This window comes from Clostridium neonatale, assembly GCF_001458595.1.
Taxonomy (GTDB): Bacteria; Bacillota; Clostridia; order Clostridiales; family Clostridiaceae; genus Clostridium; species Clostridium neonatale.
In genome coordinates this window covers 1628717-1645171 of the sequence record NZ_LN890328.1, presented here as the reverse complement: position 1 = coordinate 1645171, position 16455 = coordinate 1628717, and the positions used below count along the sequence as shown (strand labels likewise).

The 16455-nt window shown below is 29.8% G+C and carries 12 protein-coding genes; 11 read left to right on the top strand and 1 reads right to left on the bottom strand.

Going from position 1 to position 16455, the window contains the following annotated elements:
- Positions 1 to 84 precede the first annotated feature (84 nt).
- The 4 genes from fsa to BN2920_RS14350 all read left to right on the top strand — a co-directional run bounded on the left by fsa (position 85) and on the right by BN2920_RS14350 (position 6502).
- Positions 85 to 735, top strand: a complete 651-nt coding sequence (gene fsa, locus BN2920_RS14365; protein ID WP_058295677.1) for a fructose-6-phosphate aldolase — start codon at positions 85 to 87, stop codon at positions 733 to 735.
- 543 nt (positions 736 to 1278) lie between these two features.
- On the top strand, positions 1279 to 3267 hold the full coding sequence (gene tkt, locus BN2920_RS14360) for a transketolase (RefSeq protein ID WP_058295676.1): 1989 nt from the start codon (positions 1279 to 1281) through the stop codon (positions 3265 to 3267).
- A gap of 181 nt (positions 3268 to 3448) precedes the next feature.
- Complete coding sequence (locus BN2920_RS14355; protein WP_058295675.1) at positions 3449 to 5425, top strand: methyl-accepting chemotaxis protein; 1977 nt, start codon at positions 3449 to 3451, stop codon at positions 5423 to 5425.
- Between the two features lie 21 nt (positions 5426 to 5446).
- Positions 5447 to 6502, top strand: a complete 1056-nt coding sequence (locus tag BN2920_RS14350) for a BMP family lipoprotein (RefSeq protein ID WP_058295674.1) — start codon at positions 5447 to 5449, stop codon at positions 6500 to 6502.
- A gap of 52 nt (positions 6503 to 6554) precedes the next feature.
- Here the strand turns inward: BN2920_RS14350 and BN2920_RS14345 are convergent, their stop codons facing one another.
- Positions 6555 to 6884, bottom strand: coding sequence for a hypothetical protein (locus BN2920_RS14345; protein WP_058295673.1), 330 nt, complete (start codon positions 6882 to 6884; stop codon positions 6555 to 6557).
- A 226-nt stretch (positions 6885 to 7110) separates the two neighbouring features.
- On the opposite strand from BN2920_RS14345, the gene BN2920_RS14340 reads away from it, so the two are divergent.
- The 7 genes from BN2920_RS14340 to BN2920_RS14310 all read left to right on the top strand — a co-directional run bounded on the left by BN2920_RS14340 (position 7111) and on the right by BN2920_RS14310 (position 16427).
- Positions 7111 to 7380 (top strand): ACT domain-containing protein, encoded by a 270-nt coding sequence (locus BN2920_RS14340; protein WP_058295672.1) that lies wholly within the window; start codon positions 7111 to 7113, stop codon positions 7378 to 7380.
- A gap of 13 nt (positions 7381 to 7393) precedes the next feature.
- Positions 7394 to 8749, top strand: a complete 1356-nt coding sequence (locus BN2920_RS14335) for a PFL family protein (protein WP_058295671.1) — start codon at positions 7394 to 7396, stop codon at positions 8747 to 8749.
- Positions 8750 to 9347: 598 nt separating this feature from the next.
- On the top strand, positions 9348 to 10454 hold the full coding sequence (locus tag BN2920_RS14330) for a BMP family lipoprotein (protein WP_058295670.1): 1107 nt from the start codon (positions 9348 to 9350) through the stop codon (positions 10452 to 10454).
- 139 nt (positions 10455 to 10593) lie between these two features.
- Positions 10594 to 11520, top strand: coding sequence for a ribonucleoside hydrolase RihC (gene rihC / locus BN2920_RS14325; protein ID WP_058295669.1), 927 nt, complete (start codon positions 10594 to 10596; stop codon positions 11518 to 11520).
- Between the two features lie 23 nt (positions 11521 to 11543).
- The gene (locus BN2920_RS14320) at positions 11544 to 12083 is read left to right on the top strand and encodes a phosphoribosyltransferase family protein (protein ID WP_058295668.1); all 540 of its coding nucleotides are present in this window, start codon (positions 11544 to 11546) and stop codon (positions 12081 to 12083) included.
- A gap of 242 nt (positions 12084 to 12325) precedes the next feature.
- On the top strand, positions 12326 to 14578 hold the full coding sequence (locus BN2920_RS14315; protein WP_058296927.1) for an ABC transporter ATP-binding protein: 2253 nt from the start codon (positions 12326 to 12328) through the stop codon (positions 14576 to 14578).
- Positions 14571 to 16427 carry an ABC transporter ATP-binding protein gene (locus BN2920_RS14310; RefSeq protein WP_058295667.1) on the top strand — a complete coding sequence of 619 codons (1857 nt, stop codon included), beginning with the start codon at positions 14571 to 14573 and terminating at the stop codon, positions 16425 to 16427. The genes BN2920_RS14315 and BN2920_RS14310 overlap by 8 nt, the downstream gene beginning before the upstream one ends.
- Positions 16428 to 16455: the final 28 nt, after the last annotated feature.

Here is a 16455-nt window from a genome sequence, read left to right as displayed (position 1 = left end):
TAAATCTTGATTGGAGCCCCTATTTAGAGTAATCCTTAGAAAACTAATATTAAAAAATCTAAATATATAGGAGATGTAATAAAAATGAAATTTTTCTTAGACACAGCAAATGTAGAATATATTAAAGAAGTAAATGAAATGGGAGTAATTTGTGGAGTAACAACAAATCCATCACTTGTAGCAAAAGAAGGAAGAGATTTTAATGAAGTAATAAAAGAAATTACTGAAATAGTGGATGGACCAATAAGTGGAGAAGTAGTAAGTGAAGATGCTGAAGGCATGATAAAAGAAGGAAGAGAAATTGCTAAAATCCACAAGAATATGATTGTAAAAATTCCGATGACAGGTGAAGGATTAAAGGCAACTAAAGTTTTAGCAAGCGAGGGAATAAAAACAAATGTAACATTAATATTCTCAGCAACACAAGCATTACTTGCAGCAAATGCAGGAGCAACATATGTAAGTCCGTTCCTTGGAAGAGTAGATGATATATCAATGATAGGTATGGATTTAGTAAGAGACATAGCAGAAATATTTGCAATACATGGAATAGAAACAAAAATAATTGCAGCAAGCGTAAGAAATCCAATTCATGTAATTGAAGCTGCAAAAGCAGGAGCAGATATAGCAACAGTACCTTATGAATTAGTTAAGCAAATGTTAAAGCATCCATTAACAGATCAAGGACTTGAAAAATTTAAAGCGGACTGGGCGGCTGCATTTGGAGATAAATAAATTTAAGTGAGAGCCCAAATTTTATATTTGGTTGCTCGAACTTACTCCTATGAACGGATGTGAATAGTGAGTTTCATTTAAAAATTGAATAATTAGAAAGTACGATAGTTAAAAGTATGAACGTAGCAGATTTTAAATAAAAGAAATTTATTGCACAAATATTTGAAGAATGAAAAAATGCCCAGAATATAAGAATATAAGAATATAAGAATATAAGAATATAAGAATATAAGAATATAAGAATATAAGAATATAAGAATATAAGAATTTGCTTATTTAATGGGAATTAGAAGGAATTACTTAAGGAAACATCTTCATTAGTAGATGAAGATGGGCTATACTACTAGGATCGTACCTAACCAAGAATTATATGCCAAAGAGCAGCTATGCTGCAATAAGGAACTTTTCTTATTTTATGCGGATTAGAGTGTGCAAATAAATTTTTATCTCAAATTAATATATTAATTTGAGATGACCCCAAAAAGATGAGTCTATATATTTTGGATTAATAAAAAATAAAATAAATAAAAAGCGAGGATAACAATGAGTAGAGAATTAGATGAATTATCTATTAATGCAATAAGAGTTTTATCAGCAGATGCTATACAAAAATCAAATTCTGGACATCCTGGTCTTCCACTTGGAGCAGCTACAATGGCATTTACATTATGGACAAAAATGAATCATAATGGAAAAAATCCAGACTGGGATAACAGAGACCGATTTGTTTTATCAGCAGGGCATGGATCAATGCTTGAATATTCTTTATTACACTTATTTGGATATGGAGTAACTATTGAAGATATTAAAAACTTTAGACAAGTTGGAAGTTTAACTCCTGGTCATCCAGAATACGGTCATACAAAAGGTGTTGAAATAACAACTGGACCTCTTGGACAAGGTATATGTAATGCGGTAGGTATGGCTATGGCAGAAGCTCACCTTGCAGAAAAATTCAACAAAGAACATTTTAATATTGTAGATCACTACACATATGCAATTGTTGGTGATGGATGCCTTATGGAAGGTATATCAGGAGACGCTTCATCACTTGCTGGGACATTAGGTCTTGGAAAATTAATTGTACTTTATGATTCAAATAATATTTCAATTGAAGGTAATACTGATATTGCATTTAGAGAAGATGTTGCTAAGAGATACGAAGCGTATGGCTGGCAAGTAATCAAAGTTGAAAATGGAAATGATATAGATTCAATCTCAAATGCAATTGATGATGCAAAAAGAGACAGTTTAAGACCATCAATTATAATTGTGAAGAATGTAATAGGGTATGGATGCCCAGCCAAACAAGGTAAGGCATCAGCACATGGTGAGCCATTAGGAGAAGAAAATATAAGAGCATTAAAAGAAAATCTAGGATGGCAATTAGAACCTGCATTCTATGTACCAGACGAAGTGTATACAAATATGGACAAGTATATTGGAGAAGGTGTATGGAAAGAAGAAAACTGGCATGAATTATTTAAACAATATTCAGAAGCTTATCCAGAATTAGCAGATGAATATACTAAATGGATGAAGAATGAAATAGATAAAGAAGAATTATTAAACAATGATGAATTCTGGAGCTTTGATAAAGAAATGGCTACAAGAGAATCGTCAGGAATAGTTATAAATAGATTAGCTAATATAATTCCAAATTTAATGGGAGGTTCAGCAGATTTAGCGCCTTCAAATAAGACTTATATGAAAGACAAGGGAGACTTCTCAGCGGAAGATAGAAGTGGACAAAATCTTCATTTTGGAGTAAGAGAGCATGCAATGGCAGCCATTACTAACGGTATGTACGCTCATGGTGGACTTAAGGTATTCTGTTCAACATTCTTTGTATTTAGTGATTACATGAAAGGTGCAATGAGATTATCAGCTCTTATGAAATTACCAATACCATATGTCTTAACTCATGATAGTATTGGGGTAGGAGAAGATGGCCCAACTCACCAACCAATTGAACAATTAGCAGCACTTAGAAGTATGCCTAATATGGCAGTATTTAGACCAGCCGACTCAAAAGAAACAGCAGCCGCTTGGTATTACGCTGTAACTAATGGGGAAACACCAACATCATTAGTGTTAACAAGACAAAAACTACCACTATATGAAGGATGTCCAAAGAGAGCATTAAAAGGTGGTTATATAATAAAAGAATCTAAGAAAGAAACTCCAGATGTTATTTTAATGGCATCAGGTTCAGAAGTAGAACTTATATATAAAGCAGCAGATGAATTAGAAGTTAAAGGAATCGATGCAAGAGTAGTAAGTATTCCGTGTTTCGAATTATTTGATGCACAAGATGAAGATTACAAGGAAAGTGTACTTCCAAACTGTGTAAGAAAGAGAGTTGCAGTTGAAGCATTAACTTCATTTGGATGGCATAAGTATGTAGGTTTAGATGGAGAGATAATCTCACTTGATACATTTGGTGCATCAGGAAATGCAAATGAGTTATTTAAGCAATTTGGTTTTACTGTAGAAAATGTTGTTGATAAAGTTATTAAGATGCTTAATTAATCTTGAGTATTTTTATATTTTTCCTTAGATGATTAATTTAAAATATTCGTAATAGCTGGAAGTAGTAAAGAAAAAATTTCATTTTAGACAGAAGAATTCATTTATCCAGTATTTGATGATAAATGAATTCTTTTTGTTTTAAATGTATTTTATATAAATATACTTTTATGGAGGATGTTTTATGGATGGGATTATTAAAAAAGTTTTTGAAAAGAAAACCTTAAATAGTAAATTCAAATTATTAACAAGAATAATTTTATATAGAAGTATTTTATTTTTAGGTATTGTATTCTTTGTGGTAAATATATGCAGTGCAATATTAAGTACAAAAGATTCTTTAATGGACAAAGCTAGGATTACATCCATGGATATTACAAATACACTTAATGATTATGTGAAAATTGCATATAACATAACAGTTGATGATGTTTTTTTAAGCAATACATCAACAAATGAAGAAAAAGAGTTGATTTTGAATAAGTATGTAAAGAACAATGATCTTGAATATGCTGATTATATAGATGTTTCTAATAAGTCACTATTAGGGTATGAGAAAGATAATAAAGTATTGAATAAGTGCAAAGAAACATCTAATTATGTAATAAGTAATCTTTTTAATAGTAATGATAAAAAGAAAAAGCTTGTTTCAATAGCTTACCCTATAATTGTTGACGATAATTATTCAGGTACAATTATAATTGCCATTGATGCATCGTTTCTTACAGATTTAATAAAAAATATTGATGATGATTGTGATGATGAAATTTATATATTAGATAATGACGGAAACTATGTAGCATATAAATTTTATAACTATGTTTTAAATGAGAAGAATATAAAAGATATTTATAATGAAAAAAAGATATATCCAGGAATGAAAAATATTACAGAATCCATGGCTCAAGGGAAAAACGGGATAGGGTTTTGCAATTATAATGGTTTGAGATTTTCTGCATATGTGCCAATTTCTGAAACTGATGGCTGGAGTTTAAACACGTCTATTTCATGCTATGAAATGTGTAGACCATATCTTTTAGGAATAGTGATAACTATATTTTTAATGATTTTAGTAATTATCGCAGGAAGCAAAATATCTTTTAAAATAACAGACATAATAACTAAAAATATTGAAAAATGTATTAAGCGCATTGATTTATTATCAAAAGGCGATTTGACTACTCCAGTTCCAACAATAAAATCGAATGATGAAATGGAAGTTTTATCAGAACATTTAAGAGAAACAATAATAAATATTAATGAGATAATTTTTGATATTACAAATAACTTGAAATTACTTGAAAATGGAGATTTTAGGCTTAATTTAAGTAAGGAGTATATAGGAGATTTTAAAAATATAAAAATATCTTTTTCTAAATTTATAAGTATAATTGGCGATACATTAAAAAAGATAAATGAAACAAGTGAAAGGGTTAAATTGAGTTCAGATAATATGTCGGAGAACTCAAATAATTTAGCGTCTGATGCAAATGATCAAAATCAAAAAGTTGAAGAAATAATAATGAGAATAAGTGATTTAAGTTCTATTATTAGTAAAAAGGCATGTGAATCAGAGCAAAAAAATATCACTATCGATAAGATGGAAATTAAGATTGAAAAAGAAAGTAAGAAGCAAGTTAGTAACTTAGTAAATGCAATGGATATGATAATAAATTCATCTATGCAGATACAAAAGATTATTCAAGCTATTGATGAAATTGCAAGCCAAACAAATTTATTAGCATTAAATGCAGCAATAGAAGCAGCAAGAGCAGGAGAGCAAGGCATGGGGTTTGCAGTTGTGGCGAGTGAAATAACTAATCTTGCAAATCAATCAAGTAATGCTGCAAATTCAACAAAAGAGCTTATAGAAAATTCTATAAATAATGTAAAATGTGGAAAAGACATAGTAGATGAAATAAATACATTTTTTATGGAATTAATTGAAACTTTAAAAGATTTCGTTTTATATATTCATAGCCAGTCAGAATTTTATACACAACAGGAAGAAAATATTAAATTTGTAAATATGTCAATAGATAAGATAGCTAAAATAACAGAAAGCAATTTAAATAGTGCCAAGAGTGGTGCAGATATAAGTGAAAAACTATTAAAAGAAGCATATGAGCTTAAAAAAGAAATCGACATATTCAAGTATTAATTTGATTGGAGGAATGCATAAATGAAAAAAATATTATTCTTATGTATATTGGCAATTACCATTTTATTATGTGGATGCCAAAATGGTAAAGGATATGAAATAGCATTAATAACAGATGTTCAAAATGTAAATGATGGATCTTTTAATGAAGGAGCATGGAATGGGATAAGCAAATATGGAGAAGAAAACTTAGTTACTTATAAATATTATCCATCTGCTAGTAAAACAAAAGAAGAATATATAAAGTCTATTGATTTTGCTATTGAAAAAGGTGCTAAAATAGTAATTTGCCCTGGATATTATTTTGAAACAGCAATTTTTGAAGCACAAAATAAATATCCAAACGTAAATTTTGTGATTTTAGATGGAAGCCCTCATGATGAAGATATGACAGATAGGACATGTGGCAAAAATGTTAAATGCATTTACTATGCAGAACAAGAAGCAGGATTTATTGCAGGATACTCGGCTGTGAAGGATGGATATAGAAAACTTGGATTTATGGGGGGAATGGAATTACCAGCTGTTATAAGATATGGTTATGGTTTTGTACAAGGTGCAGATTATGCCGCAGAAGAAATTGGAGTAGATAATATTGAAATAAATTATTTATATACTGGAACTTTTAATGCTACAAGAGATGTTCAAGCTACAGCAGCAGAGATGTATGATTCGGGAACAGAAGCTATTTTTGCATGTGGTGGTAGAATTGTAAACTCTATTACTATTGAAGCAGAAACTAGAGATAAAAAAGTTATAGGAGTTGATGTGGATCAGTCTGAAAAATCAAAATGCATAATAACAAGTGCAATGAAAGAACTTTCATACTCTGTTTATACTACTTTAGATGAATACTATAAAGGCGAATTCAATGGCGGAGAAATTGTAACATTAGATTCACAAAATAATGGGGTTGGAATACCTATGGAGACATCTAGGTTTCAAAATTTTACAAAAGATGATTATAAAAAAATAATAGAAAAAATAAATTCAGGTAAAGTGAAAATTAAAGATGAGAAAGAGGTAGATTCCCTAAAAACATTTGAACTTAAGAAAGTAAAAATAATTTCAAATTAATATATATTAGAGAATAAAAGGTTGATAATGATATTATTTATAAATCAACCTTTTATTTATTATGCTCATTAAAATATTTTATATCAAATAAATATTTTTCCGTATCTTGCATTTTGTGAACTAAAAATTTTAAATCACTAGAAAGCATGTAAAGTTCTTTTGGAGAAAGATTTGATTTGTTACACTCATCTATATTTTTTATAATATTATTAATTTCGCTGGTTGTATTATTTATTGATAAAATTACATCCGTAACTTTACTATTTAAGACCGATATGCTTTGTTTAACACTATTTAATTCAAAATATAAATTATCTAATTTATTATTAAATTCTACTGATAATTTAGTTATTGCTTCTAAAATGTCAGCATTATATGCCAAAATTATCACTACCTTCTAAAATTTAAGAACTATATTTTATTATGCACATTCTGTTAAAATTTTATTACATATTTTATAAGTAAATTATTATTAATAATAAATTATATTGGAAAACATATAGGGAGAAAATAGCGTTTAAAACATAAGGTGAAAATTGACAAAATAACATATAAATTATAGAATAAATGTATTATTACATAATAAATAAAGAAATGGAGCGATAGGCATGAAGGCAATATTAACAGTAATTGGAGAAGATAAAGTTGGTATTATAGCAGGTATCAGCAATAAAATGTTAGAATATAAAATAAATATTCTAGATGTTAATCAAACTATAATGCAAGGATTCTTTACAATGATTATGGTACTTGATATTAAGGAAATGAATGTAAGCTTCGAAGAAGTTAAGGCAGGATTAAATGCTGAGGGTGAAAGACTTGGGGTTGAAGTAAAGGTTCAAAAAGAAGAAATCTTTAAATCAATGCATTCACTATAATAGGAGGGCTATAATGAATACTAACAACATATTAGAAACAATAAAAATGATTGAGGAAGAAAAGCTTGACGTAAGAACTATAACAATGGGTATATCATTACTTGATTGTATAGACAGTGATGGAGAAAAAGCTAGAACGAAGATATATGATAAAATTACTAAGTCTGCTGAAAACTTAGTTAAAGTAGGGCGTGAAATTGAAACTGAATTTGGTATTCCAATAGTAAATAAAAGAGTTTCAATAACACCTATGTCAATAGTTGCAGGAGCAAGTAATGATACAAGTTATGTTAAATTTGCTCAAACTTTAGATAGGGCAGCAGAAACACTTGGAATAGACTTTTTGGGGGGATTTTCAGCTTTAGTTCAAAAAGGATGTACTAAAGGTGATAAGATTTTAATTGATTCAATTCCTGAAGCATTAGCTACTACAAATAAAGTGTGTGCATCTGTAAATGTAGGTTGCACAAAATCAGGAATAAATATGAATGCTGTAAGAGACATGGGAGAAATTATTAAAAGAACAGCAGAACTTACTAAAGATCAGCATGGTTTTGGATGTGCAAAGCTAGTTGTATTTGCAAATGCTGTTGAAGATAATCCATTTATGGCAGGAGCTTTCCACGGTGTAGGAGAAGCAGAAAAAATAATAAACGTTGGGGTTAGTGGACCAGGAGTTGTTAAAAGAGCCCTTGAACAAGTTAGAGGACAATCTTTTGATGCTGTTGCAGAAATGATTAAAAAGACAGCATTTAAGGTTACTAGAATGGGAGAACTTGTTGCAAATGAAGCTTCAAGAAGACTTGGAGTTCCTTTTGGGATAGTTGATCTATCACTGGCACCAACACCAGCAGTTGGAGATTCTGTTGCAGAAATATTAGAAGAGATAGGACTTGAACAAGTTGGAACACATGGTACTATAGCAGCCCTTGCTATGCTTAATGATGCAGTTAAAAAAGGTGGTGTTATGGCTTGTAGCCATGTTGGTGGTCTTAGTGGTGCATTCATTCCAGTATCAGAAGATGCCGGTATGATAGAGGCAGTTATAAGTGGATCATTAAACTTAGAAAAGTTAGAAGGGATGACTTGTGTATGTTCAGTTGGACTTGATATGATTGCAATTCCAGGAGATACACCAGCATCTACAATTTCAGCAATGATTGCAGATGAAGCTGCAATAGGAGTTATAAACAATAAAACTACAGCTGTAAGAATTATACCAGCTCCAGGATGTGTTATTGGAGATATGGTTGAATTTGGAGGACTTTTAGGTAGAGCGCCTGTTATGAAGGTAAATGGTAAGTCGTCAGAATTATTTACAGCAAGAGGTGGAAGAATTCCAGCTCCAATACATTCATTTAAAAACTAAAATGTAGTATATATTACATAGATATAAACATTAAATATAGCATTAATTAAATTGTGAATAAGCATAAATTGTATTGTGTACAGTTTATGCTTATTTTTGTTATTCAAAAATGTATATTCTTGGTGAATTTTCATAATAAGTTGCTTAATCCTTTTCCTAAAATTAGAAAAAGAATGCCTAAAGAATTAGTCAACTTATAGATTTTTTTTATGAATTGCAGATGTAGGGATATATATGATAGTTATATATTACTTTTTAAAGTTTTGTTATGGCCAATAGTTTTTTAATAAAAGTGATAAAAGTAGTATATATAAAATTACATTTAATATTGGTATACGCATAGTTAGATTATAGAAATGAGATTACATTTAATATTCGTACACATATAGTTAAATTATAGAAAATATATTAACTAAAACCAATATATGAATACTTTATAAAAATATTTTATCAAAACTTGACAAAAAAACTGGTATAAAATATAATAAATTCGAGAAACACGAACTATATAAATAAAAAAATAATAAAAGTTCGAAAAGCAAAGGGAAAATTCATTGTTAACATTAAAGCAGATTTTTAATTTTTAGGAGGAAAACCAATGAAAAAAAGACTTTTATCACTAATAGCTACATCAGTATTAGCTATATCTTTATTTGCAGGATGTGGAAGCACAAATAGTAATACTTCTCAAGGAGACAAGTCATCAGATACATCTAATTCTGTAAAATTAGGTATGGTTACTGATACAGGTTCAATAGATGATAAATCATTTAACCAAGGAACTTGGGAAGGCCTTGAAAGAGCTAAAGAAGAATTAGGAGCTGAAATCAAATATTTAAAGCCTGTTGGTGAGACAGAAGCAGATTATTTAAAAGAGTTTGGTAATCTTTATGATGCTGGAGTTAAATTTATGGTAACACCGGGATTTAAATTTGAAACAGCAATATATAAGGCTCAAGAGAAATATAAAGACGCTAAATTTGTACTTATAGATGGAGCTCCAAATGATGGTAATGGAAATTACTTGGTAGGAGAAAATACAGTTTCTATTATGTTTTCAGAGCATGAAGCAGGGTTCTTAGTTGGTGTTGCAGCAGCAGTACAATTAAAAGAAGGGGATCTTGGATTTATAGGCGGAATGGAAAACCCTAATGTTCAAAGATTTAACTGGGGATTCCAACAAGGTGTTGCATATGCTAATGAAAATTTAGGAACTAATACGACAATAAAACCTGAAAATGTAGTTTATGAGGGTACATTCACTAATGTCGCAGGTGGTACTCAAATAGCAGCTCAGATGTATGACAGAGGTGTTAAAGCAATATTTGCAGCAGCTGGTGGAGTAAGTGCTGGAGTTATAACTGAAGCTAAAACTAGAGCTAATGGTGGAGAAGAAGTTTGGGTAATTGGTGTTGATTCTGACCAATACAATGATGGTGTTTATGAGGATGGTAAATCAATAGTTTTAACATCAGCAATTAAGAAAGTGGATACAGCAACTTTCGATATGGCTAAGGCATATAAAGAAGGTAAATTCCCAGGTGGAGAAAGTTTAACATTTGACGTAACAAATGATGGCGTAGGAATTCCAGCTGAAAATCCAAATCTTAGTGATGAAACAATAAAAGTTGTAAGCGAAGTCCAAGAAAAACTTAAAGCAGGTGAAATTAAGGTTTCAGGAGAACAAGGTAACTTAATAAAATAATATAAAAGTTAATATAATAGTCGATAATTAGATTGACAATGCACAACATTCATTTTGTGTGCGTTGTCAATTGTTAATTATATTGTTAATAGTATAATTAGATTTAAGAAAAAGGCTTTTTATTTTTAGGAGGAAATTTATGATTAAAAAAACATCTGTAATAATTGATACAGATCCAGGAATTGATGATGCAGTAGCGCTTGCTGCAGCTTTTGCATGTGATAGATTAGACATAAAATTAATATCTACAGTGTCAGGAAATGTTGGAATTGAAAATACAACAAACAATGCATTAAAATTAGTAGAGTTTTTTAATAAGGATATTAAAGTTTCAAAAGGTGCTTCAAGACCATTAATAAAAGAATGTGAGCATGCAGAGCATATTCATGGTGAAAGCGGAATGGATGGTTATGACTTCAAAAGTCCAAAAAGGTCTGTATATGAAAAGAATTCTGTAGAAGCTATGCGTGAAATAATTCAAGAAAGTGATGAAAAAATTACATTAGTTACAATAGGTCCTTTAACTAATGTAGCTACACTATTTCTTGCTTACCCAGAAGTGAAAGAAAATATTGAAAAAATAGTCGTAATGGGTGGATCATCAGGTAGGGGAAACGTTACTCCAGCTGCTGAATTTAATATATATGCAGATCCTGAAGCAGCTAAAATTGTTTTTAAAGCAGGCATAAAGATAGTTGTTTGTGGATTAGATGTAACATCTACTGCAACATTAGATGTGCCTACTATAAATGAATTAAAGAATATGAATAAAGCTGGAGAAATGTGTTATTCATTATTTAAACATTATAGAGATGGAAGTATAGAAAATGGAGATCTTCAAATGCATGACTTAACAACAATTGCATACTTAGATAATCCGGATTTGTTTGAAAGTAAAGAAGCTTTTATAGATATAGAAGTTGATGGTGAATACACAAAAGGATTTATGATAGTTGATTTTGATGGCAAGTATAGTAAAGAAAAAAATGCTGAGTTTTGCACTAAGATAGATGTAGTAAGATTTAGAAAGTGGATATTAGATTTATTTAATAATATTAATGTATAGATATATGGATTGGGGAGATTAATTTGAAGCATTATTCAATTGAAGTGGCAGGAGTTAAACGAGAATTGCCAGTTATAAAAATAAATGATGAAATATCAATAGCTTCTTTTGTAGTTCTTGGAGATACAGAACTTATTTGTGCAGCTGCAAAAGAACTAAAAGAAAAACTACCAGAGGCTGATATTTTTGTGACAGCAGAAGCTAAAGGAATTCCACTTGCACAGGAGCTTGCAAGAATTATGGATATGCCAAAATACATAGTTGCAAGAAAGTCAATTAAATCATATATGCAAAATCCTATAGTTAGAAAAGTGAAATCCATAACTACTAAAGATGAACAAATTTTATGTTTAGATGGAATTGATGTAGAATACTTAAAAGGTAAAAAAGTGCTTTTAGTTGATGATGTTGTATCTACTGGTGAATCTATAAATGAACTCAAAGAGCTTACAAAAGAAGCTGGGGCTGAAGTGGTAGGCAAGGTTTCTATACTTACTGAAGGAAATGATGATAGTAACAGTGATGTAATTGCTTTAGGAAATTTACCTGTCTTTAATAATTAAAATAATACGAGAAGATGCTGAAATAAGGAATTATTTTAGCATTTTTTTATTTTTATCATATTTTCTAGAAAGCAGATATCTATAAATTTTAAATTATAAGAATAGCTCTAAAATTTAATATAAATATTACTATGAATACAATAATTTTCATCAACATATTAAGAATAACTTGTATTTATTAACACAAGATAGTATATATATTAAACTTTGTTCATAAATACAAGAGAGGAAAGATGAAGGTTATGTCAAAGGTGATAAAATATTTAAAACAATCAATAGGCGCAATAATTTTAGTGATTATATTATTAATAATACAAGCAACCTGTGATCTTTCTCTTCCAGAGTATACTTCAAAAATAGTAAATATAGGTATACAGCAAGGTGGAATAGAAAATTTAGTCCCAGAAGTTATTAGAGAAAGTCAATTTTATAAAATAAAGTTATTTCTAAAAAATGATGACAAAGATATTTTAGAAAATAGCTATAAGGAAATATCAAAAGAAAACTTATCAGAGAAGGAATATAACACTTATGTTTCTCAGTATCCAGCACTAAAAAATGAACCATTATATATAAAGAAAAATTTAGATAAAAATGAGGAGAATAACTTAAGTAATATAATTAGCAGACCAGTAGTTATGATTTATTCTTTGGAAAGTGATTCAGAATTTGCAAAAAGTATAGGAAATAATATATCATCAAATTTATTAACAGATACTGAGAATAATTCATTAAGCATATATGAGTTACTTCAAATGCTGCCAGAAGAACAATTGGATATTATTATTGATCAAATAAATAGTTCATTAAATAGTATTCCACATTCTTTAATTTCTCAAGTTGGAGTTGAATATGTAAGAAATGAATATATAGCAGTTGGTATAGATATAGATTCTATGCAGAGTGATTATATATTAGCTTCTGGTGTAAAAATGCTTGGTCTTGCATTTTTATCTATGATAAGTGTAGTTTTAGTAGTATTACTTGCTTCGAGAATAGCAGCAAAGCTTGGAAAAGTATTAAGAAAAGATGTATTTAGAAAGGTTGTGAATTTTTCAAGCAACGAATTCAATAAATTTTCTACAGCATCATTAATAACACGTACAACAAATGATATTCAGCAAGTTCAAACTCTTTTAGTAATGCTTTTAAGAATGGTATTTTATGCACCAATACTAGGCGTAGGTGGATTTATTAAAGTTTTAAATACAAATAAAAGCATGAGCTGGGTAATTGGAGTAGCACTCGTAGCTATTCTTGTGGTTGTTGGAAGTCTTTTTGGAATGGCTATGCCAAGATTTAAAAAAGTTCAAATTTTAATTGATAAATTAAATGGTGTTTCCCGTGAAATACTAACTGGTATCCCAGTAATAAGAGCATTTCAGACTGAAGAACATGAAGAAAAGCGATTTGATGGCGTGAATATAGATTTAACTAAAACCAACCTTTTTGTTAATAGAATTATGATTGTAATGATGCCTGCACTTATGTTTATCATGAATGGTATTACTGTACTTATTGTTTATGCAGGTTCAGGCAACATAAATGAAGGCCTAATGCAGGTTGGAGATCTTATGGCATTTATACAATATACAATGCAGATAGTTATGGCATTTCTGCTTATTTCAATGGTTTCTGTATTGCTTCCAAGAGCTATGGTGTGTGCAAAACGTATAGGTGAAGTGTTAAGCATAGATAATACTGTTCTAGATCCAGAAAGACCAGAAAACTTTCATGTAAGCAAAAAAGGATCTGTTGAATTTAAAAATGTGAGTTTTACATATCCAGGTTCAGATAAGGAAACATTAAGTGATATTTCATTTACTGCAAAGAAAGGTCAGACAATAGCTATAATAGGAAGTACTGGTAGTGGGAAGTCTACACTTATAAATTTGATTCCAAGACTTTTTGATGTTACTAAAGGACAAATATTAGTGGATGGTGTAAATATTAAAAATGTAAGTCAGCATGAACTTAGAGAAAAAATAGGATTTGTTCCTCAAAAAGCAATTTTATTTTCAGGAACCATAAAAGAAAATATTAAATATGGAAATGAAAGAGCACATGCTGATGAAGTGAAGAAAGCTGTAAGAATTGCTCAGGCTACAGACTTTGTGGAAAGTAAAGAAGAAAAATATGATGCATTTATTTCACAAGGTGGAAGCAATGTATCAGGTGGTCAAAAGCAGAGATTATCTATAGCAAGAGCAATTGCTAAAAATCCTGAAATATTTATTTTTGATGATAGTTTCTCAGCACTTGATTACAAGACTGATGTTGCCCTTAGAAAAGCATTAAAAGAAGAAACTAAAGGAAGTACTTCAATTATAGTAGCTCAAAGAATAAGTACTGTATTAAATGCAGATTTAATACTTGTTTTAGATAAAGGAAAAATAGTAGGACGTGGAACTCATAAAGAACTTATGAAAAATTGTGAAACATATAGGCAGATAGCTTTATCACAACTTTCAAAGGAGGAACTTGAAGATGAGTAATAATAACAAAAGACAAGGACATATGCCGGGAATGGGACCTATGGGTATGGGAAGAGGTAATGCCCCAGGTGTAAAGGCAAAAGATTTAAAAAAAACTATGAAAGATTTAATGAAATATCTAAGTGTATATAAAGTAGGTATTATATTAGTTATTGTATTTGCTATTTTCAGTACAATATTTTCTATATTAGGCCCTAAAATTATGGGAAATGCTACAACAGAACTTTTTAACGGCCTTATGAGTAAAATATCTGGAGGTGCAGGTATTGATTTCAGTAAGATAAATAAAATACTTCTAACACTTATAATTTTATATGCTTTAAGCGCACTATTTTCATTTATACAAGGATTTATAATGACCGGAATATCTCAAAAGTTTACATATAAGCTGAGAAAAGAAATGAGTGAAAAGATAAATAGAATGCCTATGAGTTATTTTGATAGGCGTACTCATGGTGAAGTTTTATCTATAGTAACTAATGATGTAGACACTTTAAATCAAAGTTTAAACCAAAGCATGACTCAGATAATAACCTCTATAAGCACAATAATAGGAATATTTTTTATGATGTTATCTATAAATGTGGCTATGACTTTTGCCGTACTTCTGGTTGTACCCATTTCTTTATTTTTAATTTCATTTATAGTTAAAAAGTCTCAAAAATATTTTAAACTCCAACAAGAATATTTAGGCCATGTTAATGGCAAAATTGAAGAGACTTATGGAGGACAAAATATAGTAAAACTATTTAATGCAGAAGAAAAAGAAATAAAAAGATTTAATGAAGATAATGAAGTGCTTTATAAAAGTGCATGGAAATCACAATTTTTATCGGGTCTTATGCAGCCAGTAATGCTGTTTGTAGGAAATTTATCATATGTGGCAGTAGCAATTTTAGGAGGGTATTTAACTATTAAAGGAAAAATAACCGTTGGTGATATTCAATCCTTTATTCAGTATAGCAGAAACTTTACTCAGCCAATAAGTCAGATTGCCCAGGTATCTAATCTTTTACAGTCAATTGCAGCATGTTCAGAAAGAATATTTGAATTTTTAGATGAAGATGAAGAAGAACAGATTGTAAGTAATCCGAGGTCTATAGAAAATATAAAGGGAAATGTTACATTTGAAAATATTGAGTTTGGGTATATTCCAAATAAAATAATACTTAAAGGCTTTACGACCCAAATAAAGAAAGGTGAAAAGGTTGCTATAGTTGGACCAACTGGCGCGGGAAAAAGCACGATTATAAAACTTTTAATGAGATTTTATGATGTAAATAGTGGAGTAATACTTATTGATGGAATAAATATTAAAGATTTTAACAGACGTGAACTTAGAAAATTATTTGGTATGGTTCTTCAAGATACATGGCTTTTTAATGGAAGTATAAAAGAAAATATAAGATATGGAAGATTAGATGCAAGTGATGAAGAAGTTATTAAGGCAGCAAAGAGTGCTGAAATTGATGATTATATAGAATCTCTTCCTGAAAAATATGACATGGTATTAAACGAGGAAGGTACAAATATTTCCCAAGGTCAAAAGCAGCTTTTAACAATAGCAAGGGCAATACTTGCTGATGCCAAAATACTAATTTTAGATGAAGCTACAAGTTCAGTGGATACAAGGACAGAGCTTAAAATTCAAAATGCTATGGATAACCTTATGAGAGGCAGAACAAGTTTTGTTATTGCCCATAGGCTATCTACAATAAAAAATGCAGATCGTATTTTAGTTGTTAAGGATGGAAATATAATAGAGCAGGGAAATCATGAAGAACTCATGGCAGCCAATGGCTTCTATACTAATTTATATAATTCTCAATTTGAAAAGAAGATTAACTAATATTTTAAGTATTTCCTTGGAAATATTT

What these genes read in the sequence shown, in the direction of transcription:
- fsa (WP_058295677.1), top strand. Translation starts at nt 85, where the DNA reads ATGAAATTTTTCTTAGACACAGCAAATGTAGAATATATTAAAGAAGTA.
- tkt (WP_058295676.1), top strand. Translation starts at nt 1,279, where the DNA reads ATGAGTAGAGAATTAGATGAATTATCTATTAATGCAATAAGAGTTTTA.
- BN2920_RS14355 (WP_058295675.1), top strand. Translation starts at nt 3,449, where the DNA reads ATGGATGGGATTATTAAAAAAGTTTTTGAAAAGAAAACCTTAAATAGT.
- BN2920_RS14350 (WP_058295674.1), top strand. Translation starts at nt 5,447, where the DNA reads ATGAAAAAAATATTATTCTTATGTATATTGGCAATTACCATTTTATTA.
- BN2920_RS14340 (WP_058295672.1), top strand. Translation starts at nt 7,111, where the DNA reads ATGAAGGCAATATTAACAGTAATTGGAGAAGATAAAGTTGGTATTATA.
- BN2920_RS14335 (WP_058295671.1), top strand. Translation starts at nt 7,394, where the DNA reads ATGAATACTAACAACATATTAGAAACAATAAAAATGATTGAGGAAGAA.
- BN2920_RS14330 (WP_058295670.1), top strand. Translation starts at nt 9,348, where the DNA reads ATGAAAAAAAGACTTTTATCACTAATAGCTACATCAGTATTAGCTATA.
- rihC (WP_058295669.1), top strand. Translation starts at nt 10,594, where the DNA reads ATGATTAAAAAAACATCTGTAATAATTGATACAGATCCAGGAATTGAT.
- BN2920_RS14315 (WP_058296927.1), top strand. Translation starts at nt 12,326, where the DNA reads ATGTCAAAGGTGATAAAATATTTAAAACAATCAATAGGCGCAATAATT.
- BN2920_RS14310 (WP_058295667.1), top strand. Translation starts at nt 14,571, where the DNA reads ATGAGTAATAATAACAAAAGACAAGGACATATGCCGGGAATGGGACCT.